This is a genomic window from Chryseobacterium flavum (assembly GCF_003385595.1).
In the GTDB taxonomy this organism is placed as follows: domain Bacteria; phylum Bacteroidota; class Bacteroidia; order Flavobacteriales; family Weeksellaceae; genus Chryseobacterium; species Chryseobacterium flavum.
On sequence record NZ_QNUE01000013.1, the window covers coordinates 107,636 to 125,416 of the forward strand.

Here is a 17,781-nt window from a genome sequence, read left to right on the forward strand (position 1 = left end):
CAAATCAAATTATGACAGAAAAGATCAATAAGCTGGAAGCCATTTTTAATGATGCTTTGAAAACGGCTCTTAGCGGTATTACTCCCGAAAAGATTGATAACATTCTTGATAACAGAGATTCTGCAGAATTTTCTGATGTATGGATGAAAGCATATCAAACAATTGAAGAGAAGTTTACTGATGAGGAAACTGAAGACAGAATCAGTGATATCAGAAAGCAAATTTTTATATCTGTCTTCAAAACTACAGGTTCCTCTGACCTTCCGGCTTATATTTCCGATGATTTCGGATTGATTTGCTCTTACTCTATTCATCAGATTGAAAACGATTGGGTCAATAATTTGCTTTTCACTTATCTTAATCATCAGATTCCTCAAGGTGAACTGTTGAGAACAAAGAAAACAATAAAAGAACTGATTCAATAGATCAAAATACACTAAAAAAGAACAGCAAACGCTGTTCTTTTTTTATTGATAATGATCGGCTGGCTTCCTGCTGCTATTTGAGCAGTGATGTCTTTAATAATGCAAGAGCAGATAAACGAAATGAAGATTGAATTCAAGCAGTTTGTGAAGGCAGAAAATAAATCATTCACATCTTTACAATGTATTATATTGGTAAAGGATTTTTTTAATTTTGACTCCAATGTCTTTCAACTTTTCCAGTTAATAATCGTAAATTTATTGTTCGTTTCAGTTTTAAAGACTGTAAAATTTCCTGCCATGAAAGAAAATAAATACGACAATCCAGCATTTTTTGATCAGTATGAAAAAATGTTACGTTCTCAGATCGGATTGGAGGGAGCCGGAGAATGGCATACCTTAAAACATATGCTGCCTGATTTTCAAGGAAAGAATATCCTGGACCTTGGATGTGGTTTCGGATGGCATTGCCGTTACGCTATAGAAAACGGAGCCCAATCCGTGATTGGGGTTGATCTTTCAGAAAGGATGCTATCAAAAGCTAAGGAGATCAACAATTTGGAGGGAATTCACTATGAAAGAAAAGCTCTTGAAGATTTGGACTATCCTGCTGAGAAATTTGATGTGATACTCAGTTCGCTTACATTGCACTATGTAAAATCATTCGATACCTTAGTCCGTAATATTTACCAATGGCTTATTCCTGGCGGATCATTTATTTTCTCAGTAGAACATCCTGTTTTCACTGCAGAAGGAGGCCAGGATTGGATATATGATAAAAGCGGTGAAAAAATCAGCTGGCCGGTTGACCGTTATTTTGTCGAGGGAAAAAGAAATACTACTTTTTTGGGAGAAAATGTTATTAAATACCACCGGACTTTAACGTCATATTTAAATACTTTATTAAAACAGAGTTTCATAATCAAAGAAGTCATAGAACCTGAGCCTAGTCAGGAGATGCTGAAAGAAATTCCGGAAATGAAGGAAGAACTCCGCAGACCTATGATGTTATTGATCTCCGTTGAAAAATAATTGGAACAGGCACAGAAAGTAATTTTAAGAAAAAAGTATACATGATTAAAATGTATATTTGTTCATTACAAATAACAGATTATGAAGCTATTATCCTTTTTCTTCATTCTTGTATTTTCAATAAAGCTTTCTGCTCAGCAATATAGTAAAGAGCTTGATCATTACTTCACCGCCCTAACGGAGCTGAAAAATTTTAACGGGAATGTAAAGATTGCTAAAAACAATACGGTTCTGCTTGATAAAGCCTACAATATTCCCAATGAAGACAAGGCACTGCAGGTCGATAAAAACAGTAAATTTATCATTGCTTCGGTTTCAAAAATCTTTGTAAAATATGGAATCCTGAAACTGGTTGAACAGGGAAAGATCAAACTCTCAGATCATCTTAACCGATACATTCCTGATTTTCCAAACGGAGAAAAAATTTCAATTGAAAATCTGTTATTTCACCAGTCCGGACTTCCAAGAGAAATTAAAGATTATGAAAAGTATGAGCACCTTAGCCTGGAAAAAACAATAGAACTGGCCCGTCGGGAACCTCTGCAATTTGAACCCGGAACCCAGACCTTATATTCCAATGTGGGATATTTTATTCTGCACTATCTTATTGACAAATTGTCTGATAAAGGATACTGGCATTTTATCCAGGAAGAGATCATCAAAAAATATCAGCTAAAAAATACAGGTGAGTTTAATTCTTCCCGTTCATTGTCTGACTTTGCTTATGGATTTTCAGCTGAAAACGGTAAAATAGTTCCTGTTCCCCAAACCAGCATCAACAGGTTTGAAACGGGAAATTATTATTCGACTATTGATGATTTATACAGTTTCAGTCAACAGCTTATTTCCGGAAAGAATCTCAGAAAAGACCTTGTACTTAAAATGTTCGGAAAAGACAGCCAATTGATACAGGCAGGAGGCAGGCCAGGTTACAGAGCCTATTATCATCAGGATTTAAAATTGGGAATTACCTTTATTTTCATTTCAAATTTTACAGATATTCCTTTCCAGAAAGTGACCGAAGATATTATTAATCTTTTGAATGGCCAGCCTTATCGTATTCCTCAAAAGATAAGCAGAAAAGCAATTGAAGTTTCTGATGAAGTTCTCAAGCAATACACCGGAAAATTTGCTCTGGAAGCTGATCTGTCGCAGGTTTTCACAGTTATTCTGGAAGATCATTTTCTGTATATTCTTGATAAAGACGGTGGGAAAACTAAAATTTACCCGGAATCAAAAACTATTTTTTTTGATAATCCGGAATCTGAAGACGGTTATCATTTTTTAAGTAATCAAGGTGGTCAGTATCATTTAATGATCATTTCAACAGGTGTTAAATTTAATACCAAAAAAATACAATAATTTATACTCTATCTAGCATCATAACATAAAATATAAATTAATATATTGCATAACATAGTAATATAAATAAATCATATCTTTGTATAACAATATACATCAACATGAATATTAAAAAACTAATAACCGGTCCTGCTTTGTTTTTACTTTTCAGTATAACAGGTGATAAAAGGATTTGAAAAGAAAATAGACAGTATTATCCAGACAGAATTCGGGAATCATGACGAACCCGGCGGCGTTTTCATGATCACTAAAAACGGCAAAAGTATCTATAGGAAAGCATTTGGGAAAGCCAACCTGGAACTCAATGTCAACCTGACACCTGACTATGTTTTTCAGATCGGATCTATGACCAAACAATTCACAGCTATAGCTATTCTGATGCTTGAAGAGCAAGGCAAACTTAAAGTCAACGATCCTGTCTCCAGATATATTAAAGATTATCCTAACGGAGATCATATTACGATTCATCACCTTCTGACCCATACTTCAGGAATAAAAGATTTTACTAAAATGAAATCTCTCTCTTCCATCGCTCAAAAAGAAATGAAACCGGAAGAAATGGTGAATTTTTTTAAAAGCGAATCTGTGGATTTTGCACCGGGAGAAAAATTTGATTATAATAATTCCGGTTATGTGGTTCTGGGTTATATCATCGAATTGATCTCAGGAACTTCTTATGAAGATTTTATTAAGAAAAATATTTTTGATAAAGCAGGAATGTCTCATTCCTATTATGCATCTGACAGGAAAGTTATCCCGCAAAGAGCATATGGTTATCACAAAAAAGAACAGGGATTTGTAAATAAAACAGCTATCAGCTTCAGTGTTCCTTTTTCTTCCGGCTCATTGATGTCTACCGTGGATGATATGCTGAAGTGGCAACAGGCTCTGAATCAGAATATTTTACTCAGTTCCAAAGAAAGCCAAAAAGCTTTTCAGAAATATAAACTCAATAATGGTGAAGAGTTTACATATGGATATGGATGGCACCTGAAAGATACCAGCGGAACTCCTTACCGTGAACATGGCGGAAGTATATTTGGATTCAAGAGTATGGGGGTTTACGTTCCCGGCGAAGACCTTTATGTGCTAGGATTCAGTAATTGTGATTGTCATTCTCCGACTGAAGTTACCAGAAGTATTGCAAAGGCAGCTTTAAATGAATTCAAGACCTCAGCAAAGATGCCACAGAAATAAGCCCATGTTATTTTTAACACATTTGCGGAAGAACATGGGTCCGGAACTTTAAACACAAAAGCAATAACCGGGATCAAACAGAAAATATTGACCAGTAACACCAGCCCTGCGACCAGGCTTTTTTCCATATCATAAAATCAGTCTTGCAGAAATGACAGATGCAGAATAAAATCCAGCCCCTGAAATACAATAATCTCACCGCTTTTAAAGGACATCTATACTAAAAACCAGAATCTGAAAAAGACAAAACACAGTATGTGAGATATTTCATTAATATAATTTACAACATAATATTTTTTGATTGAAATATCCACATATTTTGTATCTTTAATTACCATATTCATAAAAGTATTTGGTAAAAAGTTATGACAGAAGAGCTTCATTTTATCAAAACCAACCCTAATATTGCTAAAATAAACTTATACAATAAACTCTGTCGTGAAGAGGAGAATATCCAAAGCTTTCTGCAAAATAATACGAGAGCAGACCTTGAAATCATCAAGCAAAAAATAAAGGATTCTGTAGAAGAGCTGAGTAAAGATGAACTTTTAAGTATCTTTTCCTGGTTCAGTAAAATGTATTCTGATCCTGAAGAAATCAAAACCCAGCTTTTTATTCACGGTATTGATCTCTTTTATGAAATTCCACCTACAGATAATGCCCAACATTTTCTACAGATTCTGTCAGAGTATGAAAAAAACTCTCAACAACATCTGAATTATATTGTCAATGCTCAACGTTTCAATCAGTTTGTGATCTATGGGATATTTCTGACTGAAATGCTCAATCGGGGATATGGTATTGAAAATATACTGTCGGATTATCTGAAATCTGAAAATCAGGCTTTATACCAACTTGCTGAAAATCATTTTAATGCAAAAGATTTCACAAATATCTCCCCTATTTCACTTCAGCAGCATTTTTGTGATCTTTATGACCTTACAAAATTCTACAAAGGATCCATTATTCAGCTTTAAAATAGTTTTCCGAACCTATTTTAAAAGATCCGGATGTTTCATCATATAGTCAAATGCTTCTTTTAATGCCTGTACCGGGCTTTTGGGGTTAAATCCTAATTCGTTCCTTGCTTTGGAAATGTCAAAATTTTGCTGTAACCCTGAAAACATAGAAATATCTTTTCTGGTTAAAACAGGAGCTTTACCACTCATTCTGGCAGTAAACTCCATAAGGCCTGCTATAGTAAACAATATTCCCTTGGGAACAGACTTCGGTATTTTCAGTTTAAGCTCAGGGTAAAGACTATTCGCTAAAATAGTTGTATCTGTAATACTCATACATTTTTCATTGGCCAGAATATAGCGTTCACCTGGCCGACCTTTTTGAGCTGCAAGATAACAACCTTCTGCCACATCCTTTACATCTACCCAGTTTAAAGTAATTTTAGTATCTACAGGAATTTCTTTCTTCAAGATCAGTTTCACTATTCCATACGATACATTCAGGGGTAATGAAGCTTCACTTCCAATCATCGCTGAAGGCATCACAGAAACCAGCTCTATTCCCAGCTTAGCAGCCAGTTCAAAAGCTAATTTTTCACCGTCATTCTTAGAGTTATAATACATATCTCTGCGATCCGGGTTGTAACCATTACTTTCTTTAGTGGGAAGTTTTGTGTAATCCAATGCTGCAATAGAACTTACATATACTATTCTCTTTACTCCCGCTTCTGCAGCAGCTTCTATAGTGTTACGGGTCCCATCCATATTAACATCATAGATCTCTTTTTTTGGATCTTTAGCCCATAATTTAAAGGACGCTCCTACAGCATAGAATGTCTCCACTCCCTGCAATGCTTTTACAAAAGAGGCCTTATCTGTTATATCAGCCTCTACCAGTTCACAGTTCAGACCTTTAAAAGGAGTTTTATTTTTAGCATTCCTTACTGTTGCTCTTACAGGAATTCCCTGTTTAAGTAAAAATCGTACAAGATTATTTCCCAAGTGTCCGTTTGCACCTGAAACCAGACTTAAATTATTCTTTGTCATCACATTCATTTTAATATGACAAATTTCACCTTTCTGTTTTCAGAATCACTTGACATTTGTTAGTTAATTATTTTTCTTCTTATTCTGCTTAGGCTTTCTGGTTTCATTCCCAAAAATGAGGCAATATATTGAATAGGAACATTCTGTATTATTTCCGGGTGGTTTTCCAGAAGTTTAAGATAACGCTGCTCTGCATTCAAAGCAGACAATTCCTTCGAACGGTTTTCATTATAAGTAATTGACTGGTGAAAAACCGAAATACTGAAATCTTTCATGGCCTTATTGCCTGCAATTAAGTTATCAAGATTTTCTTTACTGATCCGTAAAAGTTCACAATCTGTAATGCACTCTACGCAATCTTCAGACCTTGTCCTGTTTATAAAATGAGCATAGGAAGTGAAAAAACCAGGTGGGCAATTGAGGTGTGTTGTCACCTGATTGCCGGTCTGATCCGTATAAAACAGTCTCAGATATCCTGAAACAATATAATAAAGGTAACCAGGAACTTTTCCGGCTTCTTCAATGATAGCTCCTTTTGAAAATGTTACAGGTTCAAAGTATCTTTTTACATCCTCAATTTCATCGGGTGTAAAGTTATATTCTGAACACATATACTGTAAAAGCTTATCGTACATCGGGTAACATTTGATATCTGTTACAAAAATATCAAAAGAATCTCAGACAATCGAAAAATAAATCTGTAAGCAGCAGTTATTCTAAGAGTCAGTATCTGCAGATTTTTTGTTACCTGAAAAGAAGAATGTATTTCTGAAATAATAATAGGCAGTTCCACCGATAAAATAAGAAAATACATCAAAAATATCTCCGGTAAAGTTTTCTGATAATTCAGGGCAAATCACTTCAAATAAAAATGATATGTATATAACTGAAATAAGTACAAATTTTAAATCAGGCTTCCAGTTATACTTAAATCCCGGTATATTATTTATGATATATTCTATCAGATAACAGTACATAGGAATGGTAATAAGATCCGTTAAATGATCATTAATCAGTGGTATATATATATGGTTCCTTCTGAATATAATAATCATTACCCAGACCAGCAGGCCACCCAAAAACCAATGTGACATACTTTTTCCCATTACATATGTAATATTGCCATGATGAAACCAATAATCACCTGCAGCACTTTTGCCATAATATCCTGCACATCTTTTTCACTTTTATTATCTTTTTTTTCAGATGATTCGTAATCAAATATTTTTTTTTCTTCCATTTTGATTAGATTTACTGATACAAAGATATACAAAATTAGAACATTTGTTCTAATTTTGTATATGACATTTATTAGTGTGCTTTATTATATATTTGACTGATGAAAACCAAAGAAAAAATCTTATTTAAAGCCCTTGAACTGTTTAATGAAAAGGGATATAATACCATTACTACAAGACATATTGCTGCAGAAATCAATATAAGTCCGGGAAATTTACATTATCATTTCAAACATTCAGAAGATATTATTAAAATACTTTTTACGGAGCTGGTTGTTAAAATGGACGCGTTGCTGAATACGGTCAAAAAAGTGGAATTCAAAACATTGGATGACCTGTACCAGTTTACTTTTTCAACCTGTGAAATTTTTTACTCTTACCGGTTTATCTTTGTGAATTTTATAGACATTTTAAAAGAGATCCCTGAAATAAAATCCCAGTATGAATCCATTCATTCCAGCAGAAAGGAAGAATTTCAACTGATTTTCTCTGGTTTCCAAAAAAACAACATCCTCAAAAAAGACGTTCCGGATTTTATTATGGACAGCCTTGTTCAGCAGATGTTCATTATTGCAGATAACTGGCTCACCCATAACAGATTAATCTTAAAACTGGATCAGGAAGATGCTGTACGGCATTACAGCCTTTTACAAATGAATCTTTTTTATCCCTTCCTCAACCGGGAACAGCAACAGCTGTATGAACAACAATATATCACCGCTAACGCATGATAATCAAAAAAAGGAAACTGTATGATCTCACTGAAATAAACAGCTTTTTACAAAACGAAGAAAAATATCACCTACAAATAAGAAATTTCATGCAGGAAACACAGTCAGAATATCAGGATTTCAGAATACCGGTCCCTCAGGAATTTGAAAATATATTCACCCATTTTTATTTTGCTGAAAACACTTCTGCATATCCTGTTACCAAAACATTACTTCCTTCCTATCAAACTTTATTCTTGTTCTGTTTCGGAGAACAGGCAGCCATATCCACCCGCGAGGGTTTGGTAATTGAAGTTAATAAGTGCCTGCTTTTTGGCCCGGTAAGAAAATCTTTTGAATATACACTGCCATCACAAACTTCAATTCTGGTGGCTAATTTTAAAGATGATGCATTTTTCAGATTTTTTGGAAAGCTTGCTCCCCAACACTATCCGGCAGCAGATCCTGATAAGGTTCTGAAAGAAAATTGCTTTACAAACCTTTGGCACCAGCTCATTGAAATTGATTCACCTGAGGATAGAGTCAACCATATCCTTGAATTTTGCCATCCATATCTGCGGCATCAGGATTCTACCGGTTTACTACTCAGTAATCTGGATGACAATTTTTTAAACCCTATAAAGGTAGTAGCAGAACAGACCCAACAGACTGAAAGAAACATTCAGAGAAAGCAAAAAGAACAGTTTGGCTATTCTTTAAAGGAAATTCACCGCTATAAACGGTTTTTGAATGCCATTAAAATGATAGAAGAAAAGACGGGCGAACAGGAAAGAATCAAATGGTTTACAATAATTGATGAATGTGGCTATTATGATCAAAGCCAACTCATTCATGATTTTAAACATTACCTTAACATCCCTCCTGCCCAATATCTGAAACTTCAACAGCATATCTGCAATCCAAAATCAGACTAGGCCATTTCGTTTTCTTACAATTTTTAAAACTTCTGCTACTCTAATTTTGCTAAAGAATTTTAAAAATAAAGTAATGAAACATTTAATTATTTATGCACATCCAAACCCCAATAGCTTAAATTATGCGCTTCTGCAACACGTTGCAGATATTCTGAAATCGGAACACAATGAAATCAGAATCCGGAATCTCTATAAAATCAATTTTGACCCGGTTTTATCATGTTCAGATATGGAAGGACAACGGTCGGGAAAAGTTGCTGATGATGTAAAAGCCGAACAGGAATTCATTTCATGGGCAGAACATATTACTTTCATTTATCCGATATGGTGGACGGGTTTGCCTGCCCTTATGAAAGGATATATTGACCGTGTTTTTAGCTATGGCTTCGCTTATTGTTATGAACAGGGTATACAAAAGGGCCTTCTGAAAGGGAAAAAAGTAATAATTATCAATACCCACGGAAAATCCAGGGAAGAATACAGACAGTCAGGAATGGATAAAGCCCTTACACTGACTTCAGATCATGGAATTTTCACTTATTCCGGACTTGAGATTATCCAACATTTCTTTTTTGATAAAGCCGACAGGGCTTCTACTGAAGATCTGAAAACATGGAAAGAACAGATTAATTATGTATATTCCCAATCCGCCCAGTCTACTATTCAAATGGCATAATATTCGCATCATACTTGATAAGTAAAATTGTTTTGAACCATTATTTTAGACCATTAGATTTGGTTTATTTACAGTGATTCTGTAAAACATCCTTACCTAATGGTTTAAATATTGGATTTTTCAGAAAGAAGTTTTTGCTATATTTGCAGATATGAAACATTTAAACAGCATATTGCGTTTACCTTTTTTCAGTGAGTATTACTCCCGTTCTATCGTTCGGGAAGATTTGCTATAGTTATAATTCAGTACAATAATTTAATTTATATAGAACCCGGACATATGTTGTCCGGGTTTTTTTATTAAAATCCATTTATTATGATTCAAATATTACAGGAAAATGTGGCGATAACCCTCCCGGAAAACGGGTTGGAAGAAAAATTAGAGCAAGCCGGCAAAGAAAACAGAAAGTTGATAATTAAACTTGGTTTTGATCCCACTGCTCCGGACCTGCATCTCGGACACGCAGTGGTGCTGAAAAAGCTAAGACAGTTTCAGGACCTGGGGCATCAGATCATTATTGTCGTAGGAAGTTTCACAGCAAGAATCGGGGATCCGACAGGAAAAAACAAAGCCAGAAAACCCCTGAGTGCCGAACAGGTAGAACATAATGCGCAAACCTACATCACCCAGCTCTCCAAAGTAATTGATGTTGAGAAAACTAAAATCCTTTTTAATTCGGACTGGCTGAACATACTTAACTTTTCAGAAGTTATTCAGCTTTTGTCAAAAGTTACGGTAGCACAACTGATGCACAGAAATGATTTTAACAAGCGGTTTACAGAAAATACTCCCATCGCCCTGCATGAATTGGTTTATCCCGTTCTACAGGGTTTTGATTCTGTCCAGATTGCATGTGATATTGAAATGGGAGGCACTGATCAGCTTTTCAACTGTACAATGGGAAGGCAATTGCAGGAAGCTCATCAGATGCCGGCACAGATTGTCATGTGTATGCCTCTTCTTAAAGGGCTGGACGGAAAAGAAAAAATGAGTAAATCCCTGAACAATACCATAGGTCTGACCGATACTCCCAATGAAATGTTTGGTAAAGTGATGTCTATTCCAGATTCTCTGATCAGCGAATTTATTGATCTCACAACTGATTTTACTCCAGAAGAAAAAGCAAAATTACAATCGAAAATAGAAAAAGGGACGAACCCCATGATTATAAAAAAGCTGGTGGCAAAAAATATTATCTGTCAATACCATAATGAAGCCTCGGCTGAAAACGCAGAACAGTTTTTTGTTAATCAGTTTCAGAATAAAAATTTTGAAGAAAAAATATTTGACCCTGTTCTTATTGATTCATTAATCCATAATGGAGGTAAAGCAACTTTATTGGAACTTTGTCATCAGTTAAAAGGAGACCTCAGCAAATCGGCGGTCCGAAGATTAATTGAAAATGGAGGGATACAGGTTGACAATACTAAAGTTACCGATCCCGATAAAGACATGGAACTGCGGGTCAACACAAAGATCAGAATAGGTAAAAGAGGATTTTTTGAGCTGATATAAATTAAATCATACAACCAATATCTTTATCATCTTTCCTTTCCTGGTTCGGGTTAAATCAATATATTCGTTTCTCTAGAATAACGTCACTAAATTATCGATATGGAACCGGATCTGTATTATCAAAAAGCCGATGAAAAGGATATTGATTTTCTCCTCGATCTGAGAATGAAAACTATGAATCCACATTATACGGAATCAAATTTACCAACTGACCGTGAAACAACTCTTCAAAGGATTTTATACAGGTTTGATAAAGCTCATATTATTTTTTTACATCATCAGCCTGTAGGCCTGTTAAAAATAAACAGAACCGATGAAAAAACAGAAGTTCTTCAACTTCAGATCCTTCCTGATCTGCAAGGTCGCGGATTAGGAAAAAAAATTCTGAAGGATATTCTGGATGAAGCTTCTGTAAGCGGGAAAACAGTAACCTTAAGTGTTTTAAAAACCAATAAAGCACAACATCTGTATTCCCGTTTAGGGTTCAGGATTGTCGGGGAAGATCAATATTCTTATTTTATGGAATTTCCCGGAAAAGATATATAAATACAGAGGTTTTTAAGTCACGGAAAACCACCGGATAAACATCAGGCTAACTGACAGGTGCCGATTGTTGATTGGCCATTGTTACATAAATAAGCCTTCCGCCTTCTTCTGTGGAAAGTAATACTTTTTTACCATCGGTCAATTCTAACATAGAACCTGGCGGAATTTCTTTCTGCTCTGTGATATCTTTCATTCCTGATAAGCTTTGGTTTACCAATATCCATTTTCCCTGATGGAATGTAAAATATCCTACAGGCATTTTATCCTGCATAGTCAGATTTTCGTTTCTTATCACTTTTCTGGAAACATGCCACTTGAAAAGATATTGATTATGATAGACCATCAGTCTGTGATTTTCCGGCTTCCATACCTTATCATCAAATTTAAAATATAAATCTAAAACAGGTAATGTTCCCTGGTGCGGTGTTCCGCAAAACGGGCATTTTGGATTACTGGTGTTATCAAAAACGTACCATTTTTCATTACAGCCGGAATTATAACAAGGTTGAATCAGGTCTACTGTTTTCAGCAATGCAGTTTCCCATTCATTGGCTGTGGGACGTTTGATCGGATCATGCAGCCCGTCTATAAATGTTTTCCGGAACAGTTCTGAAATATAAGGCCCTGTAACGGTATACGGAATTTTCAGAGGATCACCCCAGAATGCATCCCATTTTCTGAGATGATCAGCTTTTACATGATTGGAAGGATCTTCCGGATGTTCTACAAACATTGCTTTATCTCCCATGGATATAATTTCATCTTTTTCAGAGTCAAGATCCCAGATCTTCCCTCCACGCAACGGATGCCTTCTCAACAGATACATATAGATCAAAACGGCAAGGGCATGAAGATCCGTTTTCTGATTGGGTAAATGTCTGCCGGGATCTTTAATATCCAGATGTTGGGTTTTTAAAACCTCAGGAGCAATAAAATCTGCAGTTCCTATAACTTCAGGAGGAAATAGCTTTGGAACAACAAGGCCATCAATATCAATAATACATGCAGATTTCGTAACAGGGTCCACCAGAATATTATTATAAGAAAGATCAGAATGTGCCAAACCCATCTGATGCAGCTTTTTTACTCCTCTGCTGATATTAATTGCGATCTGGAAATAGCTTAGCCAATCACCCAATTCAGACTGATCCAGCCTCAACGGATACTGCTGGTTTCTAAACATAGGAGCTGTAAACCACTTCCCAACTTTATCCTGTCCCTGGATATTATCCGAACCAATATAACCTTTGGCAAAATAAAATTTATTGTGGTAAACAGGAACTACAATTCCTGTGAGTTTATTTTTTTCAACAATATCATAAGGCCATCTGAATATTTCGTTCAGAAAATATTCGGAAGCATTTCCGTTCCGTATACTCTGCAGATAGGTGGAAACAATTCTCATGATCCTTTCTTTTTGCCCTTCGTCCAGCGGATTTCGATAGAAAGCAACCACGTATTCTTTATCAGGCGAAAAATAAACATCTTTCACACCACCCCGGACAGGGGTTTCATCTACATATTCATAGGATTTGGCTGTGTCCAGGACAGAAACAACCTTAATGGTCTTTTTCATGGATATTAATAAATTATTGCCAATGTACGGTCATCGTGATTTCCCCTACTCCAGAAATCGCTCCAAATTAAAAGCTGTTCATCAATTTTCTCATCATTGATAAAATCTGCTTTCGTACAGTCATCATTATTCCCGGCAAGGTCTTCAAAAAATAATTTCCAGCTTTCTGTGTCTTCCAGTTTATTTTCTGTGGTAAATTTAGGATCATAAATACCGTCTGTCATCAGTACCAGATAGGAAAAATCTTCTACACACGTAATCTGAAAACGGGAAGCTATTTTATCGTTAAAAATTTCTTTCATCGTGATAAAACGGGTACCGCCGCCAAATTCTCCCACATCCATTTGATTCAAAAGCTTGATTTCAGAAAAGTCCGTATTGATCAGATTGATCGGGCAATCTCCCACTCCAAAGCTCAGAATGACATATCCGAAACTGAACTTTTTAAGCAATGTAAAAATAAGTGTTGCATGCAGATCATTTAAAGAAAGAGCATTTTCTGCTGCTGTTTTTTCTAATCTGTGATAAACATTTAAAACACTTTCCGATAAGATATTGATGATATTCTGCTTAGTTTCTGACTGTTCTTCAATGGAAGATTGGGAAGCAAACAGAAGATTGATGTGATCTTCAATCCGGTTTAAAACCTGTGAACTGAAAAATTGATTAACTGTTGTCGTTGCCAGTCTTGAACCTTCTCTTGCTGCTGTTGCTGAACCTGCCCCATCTGAAACAGAAACAATATTCCAATCTAAGGGAAGCGTATTTACTGCAAAATCATCTTCACGAAATTTTCCTTCATGGGCGTGAGACCGGCCTCTTTTGGAAGCAACCACAATTTTCTTGTCTGAAAACAGACCTTTAAATGAGTCTTCTTCAGATTTATAAAAGACGGCATTTTTATCGCTTGGAATATTTTTCCAAAGATCTTTTGGATCTGCGTTCACAAACAGCTGTATTTTCTTTGTCTCAATATGGTTCTGATCATGGATGTGATAAAACTGAACATCCAGATGATACATATTATTGGTAACCGGAGTTCCTGAAATTATATTATTTTCAAAATGAAGTCCTGTTTCTTCCAGGTTTCTGATATTCTGGATCTTTATGTTCGGAAAGTTTTCCATGTTAAAACCGAATTCATAGAACTGCTTTGCACTGGCATTTTTCAAAACCCAATGATCCTCTTTGAATTCTTCCTTTTCTTTATAAATAAGAGCTTGTTCCATTGTCTTCGTTTTAGATTCTGAACCTGATTTCCGAAAAAATTTACCCATCATTAGCCCAGGGTTCTGTTAATATCAAATCCTCCTCCTGAATATCCATAATAATCTGAAGTTCCGCACCATGGGCATTTGCTGTATCCTTCTCCTCTTAAGCAATGAATACCACCACAAGAACAGGTAGCCAATGCAATAGGATTGGCACAATGAGGGCATGAAGTTCCTCCATCCAACTCTTCTATATTGATTTTAAGATGCGTTTTCTGATTGGAAGAAAGCCTGTAATATGCTTTTTCATCAATTTTATAGGCACCGTCCAGTCTGTAATATCTTGTAGCCATTCCCGGTATGCTGGATTCTGCAAATGTTTTTTTAAACTTCATCAGGTAAAGCCTTTCTGTTTCCTGGCATTTTCCGTTCAACACTACAAAATTATTGTCCGGGAATCTCTGCTCCATTTCAGGATCTACCTTTTCAAGAATAAGAGAATCAATTTTGGATAAGTTAATTCCTTCTTTTTTTGCTTCTGTTACACTCTGGCTGGTAGTTTTTATAGAATCTGTCACCCATCTGAAAAACTCTTTGTAAGAATTTTCATCCGAGTTATTAAACAATAAAACGTGATCTGCCAGTGAACCCAATAATTTGTAATTTGTATTTTCTCCTATGGACACAGCAATTGTATTGGATTTTCCGTTATACCTGGTATTCCATCTCTCTATAGCTTTAGTGGCATCATCAGTAGGAACTCCGTCAGTAAATAAAAAGATAATAGGCTTCCAGTCACCTTTTCTATCATAAGTTGTTTTAACAATATCACGGTCTATACAATCCATTACTTTGATCAGCCCCTGAGATAATGATGTACCGCTTCCAATCGGAATTTTTGGAGGATAAAAGCTGATAATATCCTGAAGTGGAGTTATCACTTCGGCTTCCCCTGCGAAACCTATAATGGAAATGTAGACCGTTTCCAAAGAATAAGGATCTTTTTTTAAGTCTCTGATAATATTGGCGATACCTTCCTGTACCTGCTCAATCGGCTCTCCGACCATAGATTCGGAAACGTCCACTAAAAAGTAAATCGGCAGTCTTCTCATAATAGTAAGACAGTTTTAAATAATAATATTAAGTTCGGAGGGAGGAGGTGGCAATGTCATGCTTTCTCCCGTACTTTGTGATTGTCCTCCCTGAGTAATGGAAGAGCTTACCCATTTGAAAAAAGAAGAAAGAGTAATTGCATCTGTTGTGTCAAGTTTTACGACGTGATCCGTCAGTTCCTTAAGAAACTGTTCATCTGCCTTAGGACCGGCTGCACATCCTACAATAGCACCAAATTCAAGACCTTTGATCACAGGAATCATCTGCCGGTACTTCTGAATATCCGAAGGCTTTCCATCAGTGAAAATAAAGAGTAGCGGCTGCCAGTCTCCTTTCGTATCAGCGGTTTCTTTTACCTGATCTTTTTTCACCAGCTCTGAAACCAATTCCAATGCTGCTCCGGTATGCGTAGGCCCACTATCAGGGCAGGTAATTTCCATAGGATAAAAACCTGCCAGGGCTGTCAGTGGAATAATATTTTTGACCTCCCTGTCAAAAGTAATAACACTTAAATGGAGACTGTCCATTGCCTGCGGATCAGCACGAAGCATGCTGATGAGCCCGTTAAAACCATTATTAAGGGCCTGTATCGGTTCTCCGTTCATGGAGCCAGACGTATCCAGTAAAAAATAGGCTAATAATCTTCTGGTCATTATAAAGAATTTTAATTCTGGACCGGCAAAAGAGATCAAAACTTTATACCGGCTTTTGTTTGTATTAAAATAGAAGGTCTAGTTTGAATAGGCGTACTGCTGTCTCAGAATATCAATAAAATTATCCGTATGATGAGGTTCTCCCAGTGCCCTGAACTTCCAGTCTCCGTTGTGACGGTATGCTTCAGCAAAAACCATTGCACACATTCCGTTCATACTGGCATCTCCTGACAGGCTGTATTTTGTGATTTCTTTTCCTGTCGCATCTACCGCACGGATAAAGGCATTCTCAATCATTCCGAAATGCTGGTTATTGGATCTTCCCTGATAAATGGTTACAAGAAATACGATTTTCTGATAATGCTGATCCAGCTGATCCAGTTTTACAATGATCTGCTCATCATCCCCATCTCCTGCACCGGTCCTGTTATCCCCCGTTAGCCATACATTTCCACTGGGATGTTGCATGGAATTAAAAAAAATAACATCTCCCTGATAAAGGCCTATCTGTCTTCCGTCATTGGTCTGAACTGTTCGTCCCAGATTAGCTACTTTGCCGTTTCCATCTAAAAGAAATGCAACAGCATCAAGATCATATTCTGCTTCTTTATTGAATAATTTCCCGAAAAACCCGCCTTGCTTTCTAACGTCCCATCCTAACCCGATCGTCACTTTAGAAAGGTCATAAACACTTTCTCCACGGTCATTTTTTCTTAAATCAATTGTTTGACCTTTCTGTAAATTAATTGCCATAGTTATTGTTTTATTTATTTAATGATTTGTCCTTTATAATATTTCTCAAGAAAAAAACCAAGATCCGCCCTGTAGCCTATTCCTGAGGCTTCAAATTTCCAGCTCCCGTTTCTCTTATATAATCTTCCAAATTCTACTCCTGTTTCAATTGAGAAATCTTCATCCAGTTCATATTTGGCTATCTCCTGGCCTGTATTATTATCCACTACTCTTATATAAGAATTTCTTACCTGTCCGAAGTTCTGTCTTCTTCTTTCAAAATCTTCTATTGTAACAACAAAAAGAATTTCTGCCACTCTCTGGTCTACTTTTTCCAAATCTATTATAATGGCTTCATCATCATCTCCGTCACTATTTTTCCCGTTCGGATCATCACCTGTATGTGTTAAAGCACCATCCGGAGATTGCAGGTTATTATAAAAAACAAAATATTCTTCACTTACTAATTTTCTCTCAGCATCAATCATAATAGCGGATGCATCCAGGTCAAAATCGTATCCTGTTCCTTCATTCGGATCCCAGCCTAACCCAATAGTCATTTTAGTCAGTCCCAGTTCAATCTTTTGTCCTTTCTGTAAATTAATTGCCATAATTTTTGTGTTATAAATTATTTTGCCTTAAGATAGATTTGATTTATGAATTAACCAAATTTATTTGCAAAAAATACCTGTTGCACCGACATTAATGATAAACTGATATACAAACATTGACTAGTCCTGAAAATCTGATACAGATTTAAGTACAAAAATAAATAATTAAACCAGAGTAATTTTACTATTACTTTGGTTTTTGTTTTTATAGGTTTTCATTTTAATTTGTGACTGGTTATGCATTTG

General features: G+C 35.9%; 20 protein-coding genes. 10 read left to right on the forward strand and 10 right to left on the reverse strand.

From position 1 onward, the window contains the following. Nucleotides 1-11: 11 nt before the first annotated feature. From DRF59_RS15665 to DRF59_RS15685, 5 genes are all read left to right on the forward strand, one after another. Complete coding sequence (locus tag DRF59_RS15665; RefSeq protein WP_115962219.1) at nt 12-425, forward strand: hypothetical protein; 414 nt, start codon at nt 12-14, stop codon at nt 423-425. Nucleotides 426-722: 297 nt separating this feature from the next. Further along, nucleotides 723-1,454 (forward strand): class I SAM-dependent methyltransferase, encoded by a 732-nt coding sequence (locus DRF59_RS15670; RefSeq protein ID WP_115962285.1) that lies wholly within the window; start codon nt 723-725, stop codon nt 1,452-1,454. A gap of 81 nt (nt 1,455-1,535) precedes the next feature. Continuing rightward, the gene (locus tag DRF59_RS15675) at nt 1,536-2,816 is read left to right on the forward strand and encodes a serine hydrolase domain-containing protein (protein ID WP_115962222.1); all 1,281 of its coding nucleotides are present in this window, start codon (nt 1,536-1,538) and stop codon (nt 2,814-2,816) included. A 159-nt stretch (nt 2,817-2,975) separates the two neighbouring features. Further along, on the forward strand, nt 2,976-4,013 hold the full coding sequence (locus DRF59_RS15680; protein WP_185144927.1) for a serine hydrolase domain-containing protein: 1,038 nt from the start codon (nt 2,976-2,978) through the stop codon (nt 4,011-4,013). A 365-nt stretch (nt 4,014-4,378) separates the two neighbouring features. After that, nucleotides 4,379-4,990, forward strand: coding sequence for a hypothetical protein (locus DRF59_RS15685; protein WP_115962225.1), 612 nt, complete (start codon nt 4,379-4,381; stop codon nt 4,988-4,990). Nucleotides 4,991-5,005: 15 nt separating this feature from the next. Here DRF59_RS15685 and DRF59_RS15690 read toward each other — a convergent pair whose 3' ends face one another. The 4 genes from DRF59_RS15690 to DRF59_RS21200 all read right to left on the reverse strand — a co-directional run bounded on the left by DRF59_RS15690 (nt 5,006) and on the right by DRF59_RS21200 (nt 7,259). After that, a complete protein-coding gene (locus tag DRF59_RS15690) occupies nt 5,006-6,019 on the reverse strand; it encodes an NAD-dependent epimerase/dehydratase family protein (protein WP_115962228.1) in 1,014 nt (337 codons plus the stop codon). Between the two features lie 59 nt (nt 6,020-6,078). After that, nucleotides 6,079-6,654 carry a Crp/Fnr family transcriptional regulator gene (locus DRF59_RS15695; RefSeq protein WP_115962231.1) on the reverse strand — a complete coding sequence of 192 codons (576 nt, stop codon included), beginning with the start codon at nt 6,652-6,654 and terminating at the stop codon, nt 6,079-6,081. 81 nt (nt 6,655-6,735) lie between these two features. Continuing rightward, nucleotides 6,736-7,113 (reverse strand): hypothetical protein, encoded by a 378-nt coding sequence (locus DRF59_RS15700; RefSeq protein WP_123873701.1) that lies wholly within the window; start codon nt 7,111-7,113, stop codon nt 6,736-6,738. A gap of 11 nt (nt 7,114-7,124) precedes the next feature. Further along, the gene (locus tag DRF59_RS21200) at nt 7,125-7,259 is read right to left on the reverse strand and encodes a hypothetical protein (RefSeq protein WP_262510638.1); all 135 of its coding nucleotides are present in this window, start codon (nt 7,257-7,259) and stop codon (nt 7,125-7,127) included. Nucleotides 7,260-7,358: 99 nt separating this feature from the next. Here DRF59_RS21200 and DRF59_RS15705 point away from each other — a divergent pair, with 99 nt between their 5' ends. The 5 genes from DRF59_RS15705 (at nt 7,359) to DRF59_RS15725 (ending at nt 11,639) form a co-directional block, all read left to right on the forward strand. Beyond that, a complete protein-coding gene (locus DRF59_RS15705) occupies nt 7,359-7,988 on the forward strand; it encodes a TetR/AcrR family transcriptional regulator (RefSeq protein ID WP_115962237.1) in 630 nt (209 codons plus the stop codon). Nucleotides 7,989-8,077: 89 nt separating this feature from the next. After that, nucleotides 8,078-8,902, forward strand: coding sequence for an AraC family transcriptional regulator (locus DRF59_RS15710; RefSeq protein ID WP_115962288.1), 825 nt, complete (start codon nt 8,078-8,080; stop codon nt 8,900-8,902). A 73-nt stretch (nt 8,903-8,975) separates the two neighbouring features. After that, the gene (locus DRF59_RS15715; protein WP_115962240.1) at nt 8,976-9,578 is read left to right on the forward strand and encodes an NAD(P)H-dependent oxidoreductase; all 603 of its coding nucleotides are present in this window, start codon (nt 8,976-8,978) and stop codon (nt 9,576-9,578) included. A 315-nt stretch (nt 9,579-9,893) separates the two neighbouring features. Then, nucleotides 9,894-11,093 (forward strand): tyrosine--tRNA ligase, encoded by a 1,200-nt coding sequence (gene tyrS / locus DRF59_RS15720; protein ID WP_115962243.1) that lies wholly within the window; start codon nt 9,894-9,896, stop codon nt 11,091-11,093. 99 nt (nt 11,094-11,192) lie between these two features. Beyond that, entirely contained in the window at nt 11,193-11,639 is a 447-nt protein-coding gene (locus tag DRF59_RS15725) for a GNAT family N-acetyltransferase (protein WP_115962246.1), read from the forward strand. 46 nt (nt 11,640-11,685) lie between these two features. On the opposite strand, the gene DRF59_RS15730 is transcribed toward DRF59_RS15725, so the two are convergent. The 6 genes from DRF59_RS15730 to DRF59_RS15755 all read right to left on the reverse strand — a co-directional run bounded on the left by DRF59_RS15730 (nt 11,686) and on the right by DRF59_RS15755 (nt 17,535). After that, nucleotides 11,686-13,215: a helix-hairpin-helix domain-containing protein gene (locus tag DRF59_RS15730; protein ID WP_115962249.1), complete on the reverse strand. Its 1,530-nt coding sequence runs from the start codon at nt 13,213-13,215 to the stop codon at nt 11,686-11,688. A 5-nt stretch (nt 13,216-13,220) separates the two neighbouring features. Then, nucleotides 13,221-14,444: a PP2C family serine/threonine-protein phosphatase gene (locus DRF59_RS15735; protein ID WP_157967463.1), complete on the reverse strand. Its 1,224-nt coding sequence runs from the start codon at nt 14,442-14,444 to the stop codon at nt 13,221-13,223. A 50-nt stretch (nt 14,445-14,494) separates the two neighbouring features. Next, the gene (locus DRF59_RS15740; protein WP_115962255.1) at nt 14,495-15,538 is read right to left on the reverse strand and encodes a TerY-C metal binding domain-containing protein; all 1,044 of its coding nucleotides are present in this window, start codon (nt 15,536-15,538) and stop codon (nt 14,495-14,497) included. A 15-nt stretch (nt 15,539-15,553) separates the two neighbouring features. After that, nucleotides 15,554-16,192: a vWA domain-containing protein gene (locus DRF59_RS15745; protein WP_115962258.1), complete on the reverse strand. Its 639-nt coding sequence runs from the start codon at nt 16,190-16,192 to the stop codon at nt 15,554-15,556. A 78-nt stretch (nt 16,193-16,270) separates the two neighbouring features. Further along, nucleotides 16,271-16,945: a TerD family protein gene (locus DRF59_RS15750; protein ID WP_115962261.1), complete on the reverse strand. Its 675-nt coding sequence runs from the start codon at nt 16,943-16,945 to the stop codon at nt 16,271-16,273. Nucleotides 16,946-16,959: 14 nt separating this feature from the next. Next, a complete protein-coding gene (locus tag DRF59_RS15755; RefSeq protein ID WP_115962264.1) occupies nt 16,960-17,535 on the reverse strand; it encodes a TerD family protein in 576 nt (191 codons plus the stop codon). Nucleotides 17,536-17,781: the final 246 nt, after the last annotated feature.